This window comes from Pseudomonas sp. BN607 (assembly GCF_029871175.1).
GTDB lineage: Bacteria > Pseudomonadota > Gammaproteobacteria > Pseudomonadales > Pseudomonadaceae > Aquipseudomonas.
The window spans coordinates 162065-179549 of sequence record NZ_SSOE01000063.1 but is presented as its reverse complement, the minus strand read 5'-3'; the positions used below and the strand labels follow the sequence as shown (position 1 = coordinate 179549).

The window sequence follows — 17485 nt, the reverse complement described above, 5'->3', positions numbered from 1 at the left end:
CCGGGCGCGGCGTGTGCCGGCCCGGGGCCTTGAAGCAGGATGCTCAGCGGCGCTTGGCCATGGCATCGGTGAAACGATCGAACAGCGGCGCGACGTCAGTCGGGCCTGGGCTCGCTTCAGGGTGGCCCTGGAAGCTGAACGCGCTCTTGTCGGTACGCTCGATACCCTGCAGGGTGCCGTCGAACAGCGACTTGTGAATGGCGCGAACGTTAGCCGGCAGGGTTGCCTCGTCAACGGCGAAGCCGTGGTTCTGGCTGGTGATCATGACCACACCGGTGTCCAGGTCCTGGACCGGGTGGTTGGCACCGTGGTGGCCGTGGCCCATTTTCACGGTCTTGGCGCCGGAAGCCAGGGCCAGCAGCTGATGGCCGAGGCAAATGCCGAACACCGGGATCTCGGTTTCGAGGATTTCCTTGATCGCCTGGATCGCGTAGTCGCACGGCTCAGGGTCACCAGGGCCGTTGGACAGGAACACGCCGTCCGGGTTGAGTGCCAGCACTTCGCTGGCAGGGGTCTGGGCCGGCACCACGGTCACGCGGCAGCCACGGGCAACCAGCATGCGCAGGATGTTCAGCTTCACGCCATAGTCGAAGGCGACCACATGGTAGGGCAGGTCGGCTGCGTCGATGGTCGGGTGGCTGTCGGTTTTCAGCTCCCACACGCTGGAGCGCCACTCGTAGCGTTCCTTGGTGGAAACTACCTTGGCCAGGTCCATGCCCTTCAGGCCTGGGAAGCCGCGGGCGGCGGCGATGGCGGCTTCTTCGCTGATGTTGTCACCGGCGAGGATGCAACCGTTCTGGGCGCCTTTTTCACGCAGGATACGGGTCAGGCGGCGGGTGTCGATGCCAGCGATGGCAACGACGTTGTTGGCCTTGAGGTACTCAGGCAGCGACTGGGTGTTACGCCAGTTGCTGGCCAGCAGCGGCAGGTCACGGATGACCAGGCCAGCGGACCAGACACGGTTCGACTCGGCATCTTCCGGCGTAGTACCGGTATTGCCGATGTGCGGGTAGGTCAGGGTAACGATTTGCTGCGCGTAGGAAGGGTCTGTAAGGATTTCCTGGTAGCCGGTCATAGCGGTGTTGAATACCACCTCACCAACGGTCTGACCGTCGGCACCGATGGCTTCACCGCGAAAAATACTGCCGTCGGCAAGGGCGAGTATGGCTGGCTTTGTCAAGAAGACCTCCCGTAAATCAAGCATGAAAGGGCGATCGCAGGTTGCAAAAAAGCGGAGTGACGTATGGACACGTCACCCCGCTTTCATGTGCTGAATTCAATTCGCTGCGCGCTTTTAGTGGACACACTAAAGCTATAGCTTACAGAAAAGTGCGTTTTCGGTCTACCGTGAATGTGTCTCTAAAACACATCGATGCGACAGGCTGACATCCACGCCAGCCTCTTCGCGGGCTCGCCCGCCCCCACAGGAATCGCACCAGCCCAAGAACAACGCCGCACCTGTGGGAGCGGGCAAGCCCGCGAAGCAGCCAATACCCCTCGAACGGCTTAACGCAGCTCGAGCACATCCTGCATGTCGTACAGGCCAGGCTCGCGCCCATCCAGCCACAGCGCCGCACGCACGGCGCCCTTGGCGAAGGTCATGCGGCTGGAGGCCTTGTGGGTGATTTCCAGGCGCTCGCCTTCAGCAGCGAACAACACGGTGTGATCACCGACCACATCGCCGGCACGCACGGTAGCGAAACCGATGGTTTTGCGATCACGCGCGCCGGTTTGCCCTTCACGGCCATACACGGCCACTTCCTGCAGATCACGGCCCAGCGCATTGGCAACCACTTCACCCATGCGCAGCGCAGTGCCCGACGGCGCATCGACCTTGTGCCGGTGGTGCGCTTCGATGATTTCGATATCGACATCATCGCCCAGCACCCGCGCAGCCATGTCCAGCAACTTGAGGCTCAGATTGACGCCCACACTGAAGTTGGCGGCGAACACGATTGGAATGTCTTTGCCCGCCTCGGCCAGCAACTGCTTTTCTTCGACGCTGAAACCGGTGGTGCCGATCACCATCGCCTTGCCGTGCTTGCGGCAAAACGCCAGGTGCTTGAGGGTGACAGACGGATGAGTGAAATCGATAAGAACATCGAACTCATCAACCACCTTGGCCAGGTCATCCGACAGCAGTACGCCAATGCGCCCCAGCCCCGCCAGCTCACCTGCATCCGCGCCGACCAGCGAACTGTCCGGACGATGGACCGCTGCCGTCAGCCCGCCCCCCGGTTGTTGCTGCACGGCCTCGATGAGGGTCTTGCCCATCCGCCCGGCCGCGCCCATCACTGCAATACGTCGCATAGCTTTTTCCTTGTCAGAGATCGCCGAAGAAGCGCTTCACGCCATCGAACCAGCCACTGGCCTTCGGCGAGTGCGAGCTGTCGCCTTCCAGCGAGTCACGCAGCTCTTCGAGCAGCTCGCGCTGACGGCGGCTGAGGTTGACCGGGGTTTCCACCGCCACACGGCACAACAGGTCACCGGCACCACCACCACGCACCGGCGCCACACCTTTGCCACGCAGGCGGAACTGCTTGCCGGTCTGGGTGCCTTCCGGGATCTTCAGCTTCACGCGACCGTCGAGGGTCGGCACTTCCAGCTCGCCACCCAGGGCAGCATCGGTATAGCTGATCGGCACTTCGCAGTACAGGTGCTTGCCGTCCCGCTGGAAGATTTCGTGCTCACGCACGCTGATCACCACATACAGGTCGCCAGTCGGGCCACCATGGGTACCGGCTTCGCCCTCGCCCGACAGGCGGATGCGGTCACCGGTGTCGACACCCGCCGGCACCTTGACCGACAGCGTCTTGTATTCCTCGACACGGCCTTCGCCGTGGCACGAGGTGCATGGGTCGGTGATGATCTTGCCCTGGCCATGGCAACGCGGGCAGGTCTGCTGCACCGAGAAGAAGCCCTGCTGCATGCGGACCTGGCCGATGCCACCGCATGTCGGGCAGGTCGACGGGGTCGAGCCCTTCTTGGCGCCGGAGCCGTCGCACGGCTGGCAGTTGACCAGGGTTGGCACACGGATGCTGACCGTGGTGCCGCGCACCGCTTCTTCCAGGTTCAGTTCCAGGGTGTAGCGCAGGTCGCTGCCGCGCTGGGCACCGCCACGTCCGCCACCGCGGCCACCGCCAAAGAAGTCGCTGAACACATCACCGAAGATGTCGGAGAAGTTGGCGCCACCGAAGCCCGCACCACCACCGCCCATGCTCGGGTCGACACCCGCATGGCCATACTGGTCGAACGCCGCGCGCTTGCTGGCATCAGACAGCACTTCGTAGGCCTCGTTGGCCTCCTTGAACATGTCTTCCGACTCTTTGTCACCCGGGTTGCGGTCCGGGTGGTATTTCATCGCCAGGCGGCGATAGGCTTTTTTGAGGTCAGACTCGCTGGCGCCGCGCTCGACACCCAGTACCTCATAATAATCACGCTTGGACATAGGTCATTTGCACCTTGTTGGGCGTCCGGCATCTGCGCCGCGCCATCAGCACCTGCCACTCGCCCGAACGGGCCGCTGACAGATGCTGTAAAAATTCTCGAATTCCAGATACGCCAACGCGGGAGCAAGCCCCCGCGCGGCGACATCCTACCAGCTCACCGGCAAACGACGATGAACTGGCCGACAACATGCAACGATTACTTCTTGTCTTCGCCTTTCACTTCTTCGAACTCGGCGTCGACCACGTCATCGTGCTTGGCTTCCGGTTCAGCCTGCTGCGCGCCACCCTGAGGCTGCTCGGCCGACTGCTCGGCGTACATCTTCTGAGCAACCGGGGCAGACACCTTGGACAGTTCTTCGACCTTGGCGTCGATCGCGGCCTTGTCGTCGCCTTTGACAGCGGCTTCCAGGGCAACAACGGCAGCCTCGATGGCGGTTTTCTCTTCAGCGGTGACCTTGTCGCCCGCGTCAGCGACCATCTTGCGGGTCGAGTGAACCAGCGCATCACCCTGGTTACGGGCGGCAGCCAGCTCTTCGAACTTGCGGTCTTCCTCGGCGTTTGCCTCGGCGTCACGCACCATGCGCTCGATTTCTTCGTCCGACAGGCCGGAGTTGGCCTTGATCACGATCGACTGAGTCTTGCCGGTAGCCTTGTCTTTCGCGCCTACGTGCAGAATGCCGTTGGCGTCGATGTCGAAGGTCACTTCGATCTGTGGAACGCCACGCGGTGCTGGCGGAATGTCAGCCAGGTCGAACTTGCCCAGCGACTTGTTCTGCGCAGCTTGCTTACGCTCACCCTGCAGTACGTGAATGGTCACGGCGCCCTGGTTGTCGTCGGCAGTCGAGAACACCTGCGACTTCTTGGTCGGGATGGTGGTGTTCTTCTCGATCAGCGCAGTCATCACGCCGCCCATGGTTTCGATACCCAGGGTCAGCGGGCTGACGTCCAGCAGCAGCACGTCTTTCACGTCACCGGCCAGAACAGCACCCTGGATGGCGGCGCCCATGGCGACGGCTTCGTCCGGGTTGACGTCCTTGCGCGCTTCTTTACCGAAGAAGTCGGCAACTTCTTTCTGCACCAGTGGCATGCGGGTCTGACCGCCCACCAGGATCACGTCGTCGATCTTGCTGGCGTCGATGCCGGCGTCTTTCAGGGCGATGCGGCAAGGCTCGATGGTACGCTTGACCAGGTCTTCGACCAGCGACTCCAGCTTGGCGCGGGAGATCTTCACGTTCAGGTGCTTAGGACCGGTGGCGTCTGCAGTGATGTACGGCAGGTTGACGTCGGTCGACTGAGCGGACGACAGCTCGATCTTGGCTTTTTCTGCGGCTTCTTTCAGGCGCTGCAGGGCCAGAGGATCGTTCTTCAGGTCCATGCCCGACTCTTTCTTGAACTCGTCGACGAGGTAGTCGATCAAGCGCATGTCGAAGTCTTCACCACCCAGGAAGGTGTCGCCGTTGGTAGCCAGTACTTCGAACTGGTGCTCACCGTCGACTTCGGCAATTTCGATGACCGAAACGTCGAAGGTACCACCACCCAGGTCATAAACGATGACGGTGTGGTCGCCCTTGGCCTTGTCCATGCCGTAAGCCAGTGCAGCGGCAGTCGGCTCGTTGATGATGCGTTTTACGTCCAGGCCAGCGATGCGGCCGGCGTCTTTGGTAGCCTGACGCTGGCTGTCGTTGAAGTAGGCCGGAACGGTGATGACCGCTTCGGTCACAGGCTCGCCGAGGTAGTCTTCGGCGGTCTTCTTCATTTTCTTCAGGACTTCGGCGCTGATTTGCGGCGGAGCCATTTCCTTGCCAGCAGCCTCGACCCAGGCGTCACCGTTGTTCGCCTTGACGATCTTGTACGGCACCAGCTTGATGTCTTTCTGCACGACGTCTTCTTCGAAGCGGCGGCCAATCAGGCGCTTCACTGCGAACAGGGTGTTGTGCGGGTTGGTCACAGCCTGACGCTTGGCCGACTGACCGACCAGGATTTCGCCGTCGTTGGCGTAGGCCACGATCGAAGGGGTAGTACGCGCACCTTCGGCGTTTTCGATGACCTTGACGTTACCGTTTTCCAGAATGGAGACGCACGAGTTGGTGGTCCCCAGGTCGATACCGATGATTTTACCCATGTTAACTCTCCCGAAACTTGAATTTGGTAGCAGCGACTACTTTGGCCAACTGCGGTAATACTTGAAGGCTTGACACCTAGATGGGGATGCCCCGGAGGATTTCAAGCCTTTTCATTGATCGAGGGTTGCGCCGCGCTCGGCGCCTTGCTGACCACCACCATGGCGGGGCGCAGCAGGCGGCCGTTCAGCAGGTAACCCTTCTGGAACACATTCAGCACGCTGTTTGGCTCGACCTCGGCGTTTTCCTGCATGGCCATGGCCTGGTGGTGCTCAGGGTTGAATGGCTGACCGTGCGGGTCGACCGCTTCGAGGTGGTAGCGCTTGAGGATGTCCTGGAACATCTTCAGGGTCAGCTCGACGCCTTCGCGGATCTGCTTGACGTGCTCGTCCTCGGCACTGGAGTGGGCCAAGGCCAGCTCCAGGCTGTCGATCACCGGCAGCAGGTCGCTGGAGAACTTTTCCAGGGCGAACTTGTGAGCCTTTTCGACATCCTGCTCGGCGCGACGGCGCACGTTCTGCAAGTCGGCTACAGCGCGCAGCGACTGGTCCTTGGCGGCGGCCAGCTGTTCCTCGAGTTCCAGAACACGGGCGTCAGCAGTGGTTTCTGCACCAGTTTCTTCAACATTAAGGTCTTTTTCGTTCAGCTGTTCGTCAGCCATGGGGTCTCTCCTGCGCAATTTTGTGGACTGCGAGCCAGGCTCGCCTTGGATGTCGGCTATATGGGGCCGGAAAAACCAGCTTCAAGGGGCAAGGTGGTTTTCCAGCCCGAAACAGAATCTGCCAAGGGGCATTGGCAGGCCTGAAAAAAGTACTGTATAAATAACCAGACCTGACTTTCGGGAGCCGCCCCCATGCTGGTGCACCTGTCCATTCACAACTACGCCATCGTCGAGCACCTCGACCTCGAAATCGCCTGCGGTATGTCCGTCATCACTGGCGAGACCGGTGCTGGCAAATCGATCATGCTCGACGCCCTCGGCCTGGCCCTGGGCGACCGTGCCGACAGCGGCGTGGTGCGCCCCGGCACCGACAAGGCAGACATCCTCGCCACGTTCGACCTGGTGGACATCCCCGAGGCCCACACTTGGCTGGCCGAGCGTGATCTGGACAACGACGGCCTGTGCATCCTGCGCCGGGTCATCACCGCCGAAGGCCGCAGCCGTGGCTACATCAATGGCACGCCCTGCCCGCTTGGCGACCTCAAGGCACTGGGCGAACTGTTGATCGACATCCACAGCCAGCACGAGCATCAGTCACTGCTCAAGACCGACACCCACCGCCGCCTGCTCGACGAGTACGCCGGCGCGGTCGACCTGGCCCGCCAAGTGCAACTGGCCGCCAAACGCTGGAACCAGACCCGCCTCGAGCTGGAGCGCCTGTCCAACTCCGGTGACGAGCAACGCGCGCGCCATCAGTTGCTGAGCTACCAGCTGGAAGAACTGGACAACCTCGGCCTGGGTGAACACGAGCTGGAGCAACTGGAGCAGGAACACAAAAACCTGACCAGCGCCGAAGCCCTTTTCGGCATCTGCCGGCAGGTCATCGACCAGTGCAGCGAAAGCGATTCGGGGAATGTGCTCAGCGCCCTCACCGCCAGCCTCAACCGCCTGGGCGCTGCCACCAATTCGCCCAAGGCACTGGGCGAAGCCGCCAACCTGATCGCCAGCGCGCAGATTCAAGTCGAGGAGGCCATGGGTGAACTCAATCGCTTCCTCGACAACTTCGACGCCGACCCGATGCGCCTGCAGGCACTGGAAGAGCGCCTGGACACTATCTATACACTGGCACGCAAGCACCGCGTGCACCCGACCGAGCTGCCCCACCTGCAGCAACAGCTGATGGAAGAGCTGGAAGGCCTGAACGCCAGCGACGAATCGATCGAGCAGCTTGGCGAAGAACTGGCGGCCTTTGCCCAGCACTATAAAGAGAAGGCCCGCGAACTCAGCGCCCTGCGCCAGCAGGCTGCCCAGCAGCTGGCAGTGGCCGTGGAGCATGAAATCCAGCGCCTGGGCATGCCCGGCGGGCGTTTCTGCATCGAACTGACAGCGAACGAAGGCGCCGAACTGTCACCCCATGGCCTGGAGCAGATCGAACTGTTGGTCAGCGCCAACCCTGGCCAGCCGCTCAAGGGCCTGGCGAAAGTGGCGTCGGGCGGTGAACTGTCACGTATCAGCCTGGCGATCCAGGTGATTACCGCGCAGACCTCGCGCATTCCTACCCTGGTGTTCGACGAGGTTGACGTAGGTATTGGCGGGCCAACGGCAGAAATCGTCGGCCAACTGCTGCGGCGCCTGGGCGAGCGCGGCCAGGTACTGACCGTGACCCACCTGCCGCAGGTGGCGGCGCAGGGGCATCACCATTTGTTCGTGCACAAAGTACGCAACAGCGACACCACCCATACCGCCGTGGCTAGCCTTGGCAAGCGCGAGCGAGTCGAGGAAGTGGCGCGAATGCTGGGCGGCATCGACCTGACCAAGGAATCCCTGGCCCATGCGCGCAAGATGGTGGTGAGCGGGAAGGCCTGATCCTTTCTTTCCCAGGGCGATTCGCGGGCACGCCCGCTCCCACAGGGTGATCACAGGATCTTAAACCTGAGATGTACCTGTGGGAGCGGGCGCGCCCGCGAAGAGGCCGGCACGGGCAACACATTTTTCAACCCCAGAAAGCACAAAGGCGACCCGAAGGTCGCCTTTGTCATCCGTAACGAAAAAATCGTTACTTCTTCTTACGGACGTACAGGACCAGATTGTGGTCCACCAACTCGAAACCGTGCTCTTCCACGATTTCACGCTGACGCTTCTCGATTTCAGCATCCATGAACTCGATAACTTCGCTGGTATCCACGTTGACCATGTGGTCGTGGTGACCGCCATCGGCCAGCTCGAACACAGCGTGGCCGCCGTCGAAGTTGTGGCGAACCACCAGGCCCGCCGCTTCGAACTGGGTCAGTACGCGATACACGGTGGCCAGGCCGACGTCCTCGCCAGCTTCCATCAGCGCCTTGTAGACGTCCTCGGCACTCATGTGACGCTGCTCGGTAGAATCGAGCATCTGAAGGATCTTAACTCGAGGCAGGGTCACCTTGAGACCGGCTTTGCGCAATTCGCTATTTTCAACCATGGTCAGCTTTCTCGCCGATGCTGCTTCGCAGCTTCTCTTAATACGGGTATGATCGGGGTTTACGTTGTCCAGCCAAGATAGTGGAAGTCGCCCACCGATGCAAAACACCAAGCTCTTGCTAAACAGCCTCGCCCTCGCGGGACTGCTCGCACTCGCCGGTTGCTCGTTTCCCGGGGTTTACAAAATCGACATCCAGCAGGGCAATGTCGTCACGCAAGACATGATAGACCAATTACGCCCCGGAATGACCCGCCGGCAAGTAAGGTTTATCATGGGCAACCCGCTGATTCAGGACACCTTCAACACCAACCGGTGGGATTACCTGTACAGCCTGCAACCTGGTGGCGGCAAACGCCAGCAGGAGCGCATGAGCATTTTCTTCAACGAAAGCGACCAGCTGGTCAGCCTGTCTGGCGACTTCATGCCGGGCGTCAGCCGCGACCAGGAAATCCTGGGTGGCAGCGGCGACACCACGGTCAGCCCGGCCACCGAGCCAGGCCAGACCGAGCAGCCTGCTGTTCAGCCTGAAGAAAAGCCAGCCAAACCTGGTTCGACCGAAGAGTCCATCCAGCGCGAGATCGATACCATCGAGACCACCCCGGTCCCGACTCCGGCACCGCTGGAAACCCAGTAATCGGCACGCAGATGCAAAAAAGCCCGGACTTGTTCCGGGCTTTTTTGTTGTCGCGTACTCAGTCAGGCATGCAGTTGCTTGGCACGCTGGCAAAACGCATCAACCAGCGTATTGGCTGCCTGGTTGAACAGCGGCCCCAAGGTGGCGCGCACAATCGGCCCAGCGTAATCAAAGGACAGGTCCAGGCTGATTTTGCAGGCTTTTTCGCCCAGCGGCTTGAACACCCAAACACCATGCAACTGGGTGAACGGCCCCTCCTCCAGGTTCATCTCGATGGACTGCCCCGGCACCAGTACGTTACGCGTCACGAAGTGCTGGCTCATGCCCCCCTTGGCCACCTCGAGCTTGGCGCGCATGTGGGTGTCGCCGGCTTCGATCACCGTCGAGGCCGAGCACCACGGCAAAAACTCAGGGTAGCTGGCCACATCGTTGACCAGATCGTAGAGCGCCTGGGCAGGGTAAGGCAGCAGGGCGGAGCGTTGAATATGGGTAGTCATCCAGGCGTCACTTCCAAGGCTGGGTGGCGGTGCTTCGCAGCGTGCCGAAAACAGGTTCTGTACGTATGACAGGCCTTGTATTGTCCGGTATTCATTCCGGTGGCTCAAGCACACCGAAATCCCGTAGCGGACGACGCTTCGAGTTGCCTATAATGCGGCCCCTATGGCTAAGCAAAAGAAACATCCGACCGGGACCATCGCGCAAAACAAGAAGGCGCGACACGATTACTTCATCGAACACAAGTTCGAGGCCGGGCTGGTCCTGTCCGGTTGGGAAGTAAAAAGCCTGCGAGCCGGCAAGGCGCACCTCGTTGACAGCTACGTGCTGCTCAAGGACGGCGAAGCCTGGCTGTTCGGCAGCCACATCACCCCGCTGACCACGGCCAGCACCCACGTCATCGCCGACCCTATCCGCACCCGCAAGCTGCTGCTGAACAAGCGCGAGCTTGAACGGCTGGAAGCTGCGGTCGCGCAAAAGGGTTACACCTGCGTGGCCTTGTCGCTGTACTGGAGCAAGCACCTGATCAAGTGCGAAATCGCACTCGGCAAGGGCAAGAAGGAATTCGACAAGCGCGATACCGTGCGCGAACGCGATTCCAACCGCGAGCTGCAGCGGGCTGTGCGGAACAAAGGCAAGGAAGAGTAACCACTCTTCAGCCTGTTCTGGCCTCTTCGCGGGCACGCCCGCTCCCACAGGAATGGCACCAGGTTCAAGCCCGGCGCCTACCCTGTGGGAGCGGGCTTGCCCGCGAAGAAGGCAGCACTGCCCATAAAAGCCTCAGCGCCCGCTGCGCCGCTCCGCCCGCGCCACCCGCTGCGCTTCTTCGTGCGCCTCATGCAGCACTTCCTGCACATACAAAATGTGCCGGCTGGACACTTCCCGCGCATCCTCCGCCCTGCCCTCGACAATCGCCAGGTACAGCTCCCGGTGCTGACTGATCAGCATGTCCCGGGTTTCGGTACGCTGCTGGTACATGCCCCCGATGTTGGTCACCACGTTGCGTTTCAGCAGGTCGAACAAACCCCGGATGGTGTGCAGCAACACCGCGTTATGGCTGGCCTCGGCGATCGCCAGGTGGAAGCGCGCATCAGCCGCGCCCTCCTCCGCACGGGTCACCTCATCGACCCTGGCATAGCAGTCCTGCAGCGTGTCGAAGGCCGCCTTCAACCGTGCCCGGTCCGGCTCGGTGGCACGCTGGGCCGCGTAATAGGCGCAGGACGCCTCCAGGGTATGGCGGAACTCGAGCAGGTCCCGCTGCGCCTCAGCACTGTGCTCGAGCAATTGCAGTAGTGGATCGCTGAACGTAGACCCCAGCGATTCGGCAACAAAATTGCCGCCACCCTGGCGGCTGACCAGCAGCCCTTTGGCTACCAGCTTCTGGATCGCCTCACGCAGTGACGGGCGGGATACACCAAACTGCTCGGCCAGGACGCGCTCGGCCGGCAGCCGCTGCCCCGAGGTCAGCGTGCCTTCCAGAATCATCCCTTCCAGCCGATCGACAATGTCGTCGGACAGGCGCCGTTGGCGGACCTGATCAAAAACCATCACATGCTCTCCACAAACCCCCGGCAAATTTCAGGGGTTGCCTATTCTCGCCGATCCAGGCAGCGCGAACACCCATCACACCGCGTTTTTCGCAGCACATCAGGTGCCCGCTCATCGATACACGACCAAAGTTTTGCACGGGACAAATTGACACACCCACGACAGCCCTTTTAACCTAGCGACCAGCCATTGTAAATTGGTCTTACCAATTATCCAATGCCAGTGCCTGACCAACAACAATTAGGGGCCACCCCATATGCAAACCTGGCAACAACTCTATAGCCCGCTTGGTAGCCTTGGCCTGTCCGCACTCGCGGCGGTCATCCCGATCGTGTTCTTCTTCCTCGCCCTGGCCGTGTTCCGACTCAAAGGCCACGTGGCTGGCAGCATCACCCTGGCACTGTCGATCCTGGTAGCGATCTTCGCCTTCCAGATGCCTGTCGACATGGCCTTCGCCGCTGCGGGTTACGGCTTCCTCTACGGCCTCTGGCCAATTGCCTGGATCATCGTTGCCGCGGTGTTCCTGTACAAACTCACGGTCAAGAGCGGCCAGTTCGAAGTGATCCGCAGCTCGGTGCTGTCGATTACCGACGACCAGCGCCTGCAAGTACTGCTGATCGGCTTCTGCTTCGGTGCCTTCCTGGAAGGTGCGGCAGGCTTTGGCGCACCCGTGGCCATTACGGCCGCGCTGCTGGTAGGCCTGGGCTTCAACCCGCTGTACGCCGCCGGCCTTTGCCTGATCGCCAACACCGCCCCCGTGGCCTTCGGCGCCCTCGGCATCCCGATCATCGTGGCCGGCCAGGTCACCGGCATCGACGCCTTCCACATCGGCGCCATGACCGGTCGCCAGTTGCCGCTGCTGTCGCTGTTCGTGCCGTTCTGGCTGGTGTTCATGATGGACGGCCTGCGTGGCGTGAAGGAAACCTGGCCCGCCGCCCTGGTCGCCGGCCTGAGCTTTGCCGTCACCCAGTACTTCACCTCCAACTTCATCGGCCCAGAGCTGCCTGACATCACTTCGGCCCTGGCCAGCCTGATCTGCCTGACCCTGTTCCTGAAAGTCTGGCAACCCAAGCGTTCGTTCGGCGAAGCCAAGGGCAGCGTCGGCGCCGCCGTGGTCCAGCCAAGCGGCAGCCAGCCAAGCCCCTACAGCTTTGGCGAGATCTTCAAGGCCTGGTCGCCGTTCCTGATCCTCACCGTGCTGGTCACCATCTGGACCCTGAAGCCGTTCAAGGCGGCCTTCGCCCCGGGCGGCGCGATGTACAACTTCGTGTTCAACTTCGCCATCCCGCACCTGGACCAGCTGGTCATCAAGACCGCCCCGATCGTTGCCGCGCCAACCGCCATGCCAGCGGTGTTCAAGCTGGACCCGATCTCTGCCACCGGCACCGCGATCTTCCTTTCGGCACTGATTTCCATGGCGGTACTGAAGATCAACTTCAAAACTGGTCTTACCACTTTCAAAGAGACCTTCTGGGAACTGCGCTGGCCGATCCTGTCGATCGGCATGGTGCTGGCCTTCGCCTTTGTCACCAACTACTCGGGCATGTCCTCGACCATGGCCTTGGTGCTGGCCGGCACGGGCGCAGCGTTCCCGTTCTTCTCGCCGTTCCTCGGCTGGCTGGGCGTGTTCCTGACCGGCTCGGACACCTCGTCCAATGCCCTGTTCAGCTCGCTGCAGGCCACCACCGCGCACCAGATCGGGGTCAACGACACCCTGCTGGTAGCCGCCAACACCAGCGGCGGCGTGACCGGCAAGATGATTTCGCCGCAATCGATCGCCGTGGCCTGCGCCGCTACCGGCCTGGTCGGCAAGGAATCCGACCTGTTCCGCTTCACCGTCAAGCACAGCCTGTTCTTCGCCACCATCGTCGGCCTGATCACCCTGATCCAGGCTTACTGGCTGACCGGCATGCTGGTTCATCACTAAAGTGAAAGGGGCCGGGCGCCGTCACGCGCCCGGCATTCCCCACAAGCAACGCTGCGAGAATCCATGATCATTTCTGCCTCTACCGACTATCGCGCCGCGGCCCAACGCAAGCTGCCTCCCTTCCTGTTCCACTACGCTGACGGCGGCGCCTACGCCGAACACACCCTGCGCCACAACGTGTCCGATTTGGCCAGCATCGCCCTGCGCCAGCGCGTGCTGAAGAACATGTCCGAACTCAGCCTCGAGACCCGGCTGTTCGACGAGACCCTGAGCATGCCGGTGGCCCTGGCCCCGGTCGGCCTCACCGGCATGTACGCCCGCCGTGGCGAAGTGCAGGCCGCGCGTGCAGCCGCCGCCCATGGCATCCCGTTCACCATGTCTACGGTATCGGTTTGCCCGATCGAAGAAGTGGCGCCGGCCATCGACCGGCCGATGTGGTTCCAGCTGTATGTGCTGAAGGACCGCGGCTTCATGCGCAATGCCCTGGAGCGGGCCAGGGCTGCCGGGGTCAAGACCCTGGTGTTCACCGTCGACATGCCGGTGCCCGGCGCCCGCTACCGCGACGCGCACTCCGGCATGAGCGGCAAGAACGGGCCGATGCGCCGGGTATTGCAAGCGATGACCCACCCAGAATGGGCGTGGGACGTTGGCGTAATGGGCCGCCCGCACGACCTGGGCAACATCTCCAGATACCGCGGCAACCCCACCGGCCTGGCCGACTACATTGGCTGGCTGGGCAACAACTTCGACCCGTCCATCTCGTGGAAAGACCTGGAGTGGATCCGCGAGTTCTGGGACGGCCCGATGATCATCAAGGGCATTCTCGATGCCGATGACGCCCGCGATGCGGTCAAGTTCGGTGCCGACGGTATCGTCGTGTCCAACCACGGCGGGCGCCAGCTCGACGGCGTGCTGTCCAGCGCCCGCGCCCTGCCGGCAATCGCCGACGCGGTCAAAGGTGACCTGAAGATTCTGGCCGACTCCGGTATCCGCAGCGGCCTCGATGTGGTGCGCATGATCGCCATGGGCGCCGACACCGTGCTGATCGGCCGGGCCTTCCTCTGGGCCCTTGCCGTGCATGGCGAAGCCGGGGTGAAGAACCTGCTGGAGCTGTTCGAGAAGGAAATGCGCGTGGCCATGGTGCTGACCGGCGCCAAGTCGATCAGCGAGATCACCCGCGACTCGCTGGTACGCGAACTGGGCGCCTGACCGCCTGCAAGAACCAACGCCTGATTGACCTGGGGCATGTGGCGCACAGACGCCACAGCCCCGCGAGGAGACTGCATGAGCTTGCCCGCCGCGTTCCTGCGTGATGCCGAGCGCCTGATACCCGCCGAACGCCGCTTCGACGACCCCACGTCCACCCTGGCCTTTGGCACCGACGCCAGCTTCTACCGGCTGATCCCCAAGCTGGTGGTGCGCGTCGAGTCCGAAGACGAAGTAGTCGGCCTGATCAAACTGGCCCAGCGCGAGCGGGTGCCGGTCACCTTCCGCGCTGCCGGCACCAGCCTGTCTGGCCAGGCCATCAGCGACTCGGTGCTGATCGTGCTCGGTGACAACTGGAATGGCCGCGAGATCCGTGGCCAGGGCGAGCAAATCCGCCTGCAACCCGGCGTGATCGGCGCCCAGGCCAACGCCTGGCTGGCCCCGTTCGGGCGCAAGATCGGCCCTGACCCGGCCTCGATCAACGCCTGCAAGATCGGCGGCATCGTCGCCAACAACGCCAGTGGCATGTGCTGCGGCACCGCGCAGAACACCTACCACACCCTGGCCGGCCTGCGCCTGGTGCTGGCCGACGGCACCCGCCTGGACAGCGAAGACCCGGCCAGCGTTGCCGCCTTCGAAAACAGCCACGCCGAACTGCTGGAAGCACTGGCCCGCCTTGGCCGCGAAACCCGCGCCAACACCGCGCTGGCCGACCGCATTCGGCACAAATACCGGCTGAAGAACACCACGGGCCTGTCACTGAACGCACTGGTGGACTACGACCAGCCGCTGGACATCCTGCAGCACCTGCTGGTCGGCTCGGAAGGCACGCTGGGCTTTATCAGTGCTGTCACTTACGACACCGTGCCCGACCACCCGCACAAGGCCAGCGCCCTGCTGGTGTTCCCCAGCGTCGAAAGCTGCTGCCGCGCGGTACCCGTCCTCAAGCAGCAGCCGGTCTCGGCCGTGGAACTGCTCGACCGCCGCAGCCTGCGCTCGGTGCAGAACATGCCCGGCATGCCGCTCTGGGTAAAAGGCCTGTCGGACAATGCCTGCGCCCTGCTGATCGAATCCCGCGCCGCCAGCCAGAGCCTGCTGCACGAGCAACTGCAGCAGATCATGGCCTCGATCGCCGACTTCCCGCTGGAACAACAGGTGGACTTCAGCGAAGACCCGGCCGTGTACAACCAGCTGTGGAAAATCCGCAAGGACACCTTCCCCGCCGTCGGTGCCGTGCGCCAGACCGGCACCACGGTCATCATCGAAGACGTGACCTTCCCCGTCGAGCAACTGGCCGAGGGCGTCAACCGCCTGATCCAGCTGTTCGACAAGCATCACTATGACGAAGCGATCATTTTCGGCCACGCGCTGGAAGGCAACCTGCACTTCGTCTTTACCCAGGGTTTCAACAGCGCCGAAGAAGTCGCCCGTTACCAGGCGTTCATGGACGACGTGGCCCAACTGGTGGCGGTGGAGTTTGGCGGCTCGCTGAAGGCCGAGCACGGTACAGGCCGCAACATGGCACCGTTCGTGGAGCTGGAATGGGGCCAAGACGCCTACCAACTGATGTGGAAGCTCAAGCGCCTGCTCGACCCCAACGGCATCCTCAACCCCGACGTGGTATTGAGTGAAGATCCGGACATCCACCTGAAGAACCTCAAGCCGCTGCCGGCCGCCGACGAAATCGTCGACAAGTGCATCGAGTGCGGCTTCTGCGAACCGGTATGCCCCTCCAAAGGCCTGACCCTCAGCCCACGCCAGCGCATCGTCATGTGGCGTGACATCCAGGCCAAGCAGCGCGCCGGCATGGATACCCGCGAACTGATGCAGACCTACCAGTACCAGGGCATCGACACCTGCGCCGCTACCGGCCTGTGTGCCCAGCGCTGCCCGGTCGGCATCAACACCGGCGAGCTGGTGAAGAAACTGCGCAGCCAGGCCGCCGACCACACCAAGACCGCCAACTGGCTGGCCGAACACTTCCACACGGCCTTGGGCGGCGCCCGTCTGACGCTGACCGCTGCCAACACCGCACGCAAGCTGCTAGGCGCCCCGCGCCTGGGCCGCCTGAGTGCGTCGATGAGCAAAGCCAGCAAGGGCCGCCTGCCGCAGTGGACCCCGGCCATGCCGCAACCACTGCGCCCACTGGATTTCGGCCCGGCCAGCAACGACGCCCGCCCCCGCGTGGTGTACCTGGCTGCCTGCGTGTCGCGGGTGATGGGCCCGGCGTATTCCGATCGCGAGCAAAGTTCGCTGCTGGACAAGACCCGCGCCCTGCTGGAAAAGGCCGGTTACCAGGTGGTGTTCCCCGACAACGCCGACAGCCTGTGCTGCGGCCAACCGTTCGCCTCCAAGGGCTACCCCGAGCAGGCCGAACACAAGCGCCAAGAGCTGATCACCGCCTTGCTGCACGCCAGCCGCGGCGGCCTCGACCCGATCTATTGCGACACCAGCCCCTGCACCCTGCGCCTGGTGCAAGACCTGGGCGAGACCCGGCTGGACCTGTACGACCCCGTGCGCTTCATCCGCACCCACCTGCTCGACCGACTGGAGTTCACCCCCCAGGACGAACCGGTAGCTGTGCACGTGACCTGCAGCACCCAGCACCTGGGCGAAAGCCAGGCCTTGATCGACCTGGCGCGGCGTTGCAGCAAGCAGGTGGTGATTCCGGAAGGCATTCATTGCTGCGGGTTCGCCGGGGACAAGGGCTTCACCACCCCCGAGCTGAACGCCCACTCGCTGCGCAGCCTGAAAGATGCGGTGCAGTATTGCAGTGAAGGGATTTCTACCAGTCGCACCTGCGAGATTGGGCTGTCGAGCCACAGTGGCATTGACTATCACGGGTTGGTTTACCTGGTCGATCGCGTCACCCGGCCGCGTAGTATTTAGGCGGGGGGCGGTTCGCCGTGAGGGGTGCGGCGCCTGGGCGATCGAGCGCCGCCCGCGCGGCGCATCGCGAGCTGCGCTCGATCCCACGTTTGTTT

The 17485-nt window shown here is 62.6% G+C and carries 14 protein-coding genes; 6 read left to right on the top strand and 8 right to left on the bottom strand.

The genetic code is table 11. The features are described 5' to 3' along the window. Positions 1-43 precede the first annotated feature (43 nt). The 5 genes from carA to grpE all read right to left on the bottom strand — a co-directional run bounded on the left by carA (position 44) and on the right by grpE (position 6230). Positions 44-1180 (bottom strand): glutamine-hydrolyzing carbamoyl-phosphate synthase small subunit, encoded by a 1137-nt coding sequence (gene carA / locus E8E68_RS20675; protein ID WP_110746147.1) that lies wholly within the window; start codon positions 1178-1180, stop codon positions 44-46. A gap of 326 nt (positions 1181-1506) precedes the next feature. Continuing rightward, the gene (gene dapB / locus E8E68_RS20670; protein WP_266031257.1) at positions 1507-2310 is read right to left on the bottom strand and encodes a 4-hydroxy-tetrahydrodipicolinate reductase; all 804 of its coding nucleotides are present in this window, start codon (positions 2308-2310) and stop codon (positions 1507-1509) included. A 13-nt stretch (positions 2311-2323) separates the two neighbouring features. Next, positions 2324-3448, bottom strand: coding sequence for a molecular chaperone DnaJ (gene dnaJ, locus E8E68_RS20665; RefSeq protein ID WP_110746145.1), 1125 nt, complete (start codon positions 3446-3448; stop codon positions 2324-2326). Positions 3449-3645: 197 nt separating this feature from the next. Beyond that, positions 3646-5571 (bottom strand): molecular chaperone DnaK, encoded by a 1926-nt coding sequence (dnaK, locus tag E8E68_RS20660; RefSeq protein ID WP_266031254.1) that lies wholly within the window; start codon positions 5569-5571, stop codon positions 3646-3648. Positions 5572-5672: 101 nt separating this feature from the next. Further along, positions 5673-6230, bottom strand: coding sequence for a nucleotide exchange factor GrpE (gene grpE, locus E8E68_RS20655; RefSeq protein ID WP_110746141.1), 558 nt, complete (start codon positions 6228-6230; stop codon positions 5673-5675). A 192-nt stretch (positions 6231-6422) separates the two neighbouring features. Here grpE and recN point away from each other — a divergent pair, with 192 nt between their 5' ends. Beyond that, positions 6423-8096, top strand: a complete 1674-nt coding sequence (recN, locus tag E8E68_RS20650; protein ID WP_280344280.1) for a DNA repair protein RecN — start codon at positions 6423-6425, stop codon at positions 8094-8096. A gap of 190 nt (positions 8097-8286) precedes the next feature. On the opposite strand, the gene fur is transcribed toward recN, so the two are convergent. Beyond that, complete coding sequence (gene fur, locus E8E68_RS20645; protein WP_110746137.1) at positions 8287-8691, bottom strand: ferric iron uptake transcriptional regulator; 405 nt, start codon at positions 8689-8691, stop codon at positions 8287-8289. A gap of 97 nt (positions 8692-8788) precedes the next feature. Between fur and bamE the strand changes: the two genes are divergently transcribed. Further along, positions 8789-9325, top strand: coding sequence for an outer membrane protein assembly factor BamE (gene bamE / locus E8E68_RS20640; RefSeq protein WP_110746135.1), 537 nt, complete (start codon positions 8789-8791; stop codon positions 9323-9325). A 62-nt stretch (positions 9326-9387) separates the two neighbouring features. Here bamE and E8E68_RS20635 read toward each other — a convergent pair whose 3' ends face one another. Then, positions 9388-9822: a type II toxin-antitoxin system RatA family toxin gene (locus E8E68_RS20635; protein WP_110746133.1), complete on the bottom strand. Its 435-nt coding sequence runs from the start codon at positions 9820-9822 to the stop codon at positions 9388-9390. A gap of 163 nt (positions 9823-9985) precedes the next feature. Between E8E68_RS20635 and smpB the strand changes: the two genes are divergently transcribed. Then, on the top strand, positions 9986-10468 hold the full coding sequence (smpB, locus tag E8E68_RS20630; protein ID WP_110746131.1) for an SsrA-binding protein SmpB: 483 nt from the start codon (positions 9986-9988) through the stop codon (positions 10466-10468). A gap of 132 nt (positions 10469-10600) precedes the next feature. On the opposite strand, the gene E8E68_RS20625 is transcribed toward smpB, so the two are convergent. Beyond that, entirely contained in the window at positions 10601-11368 is a 768-nt protein-coding gene (locus tag E8E68_RS20625; protein WP_003249911.1) for an FCD domain-containing protein, read from the bottom strand. Positions 11369-11624: 256 nt separating this feature from the next. Here E8E68_RS20625 and E8E68_RS20620 point away from each other — a divergent pair, with 256 nt between their 5' ends. The 3 genes from E8E68_RS20620 (at position 11625) to E8E68_RS20610 (ending at position 17390) form a co-directional block, all read left to right on the top strand. After that, a complete protein-coding gene (locus E8E68_RS20620) occupies positions 11625-13295 on the top strand; it encodes a lactate permease LctP family transporter (RefSeq protein WP_110746129.1) in 1671 nt (556 codons plus the stop codon). Between the two features lie 63 nt (positions 13296-13358). Further along, a complete protein-coding gene (gene lldD / locus E8E68_RS20615) occupies positions 13359-14504 on the top strand; it encodes an FMN-dependent L-lactate dehydrogenase LldD (protein ID WP_280344270.1) in 1146 nt (381 codons plus the stop codon). Between the two features lie 75 nt (positions 14505-14579). Then, positions 14580-17390, top strand: a complete 2811-nt coding sequence (locus tag E8E68_RS20610) for an FAD-binding and (Fe-S)-binding domain-containing protein (protein WP_280344268.1) — start codon at positions 14580-14582, stop codon at positions 17388-17390. The last annotated feature ends 95 nt before the right edge of the window (positions 17391-17485 follow it).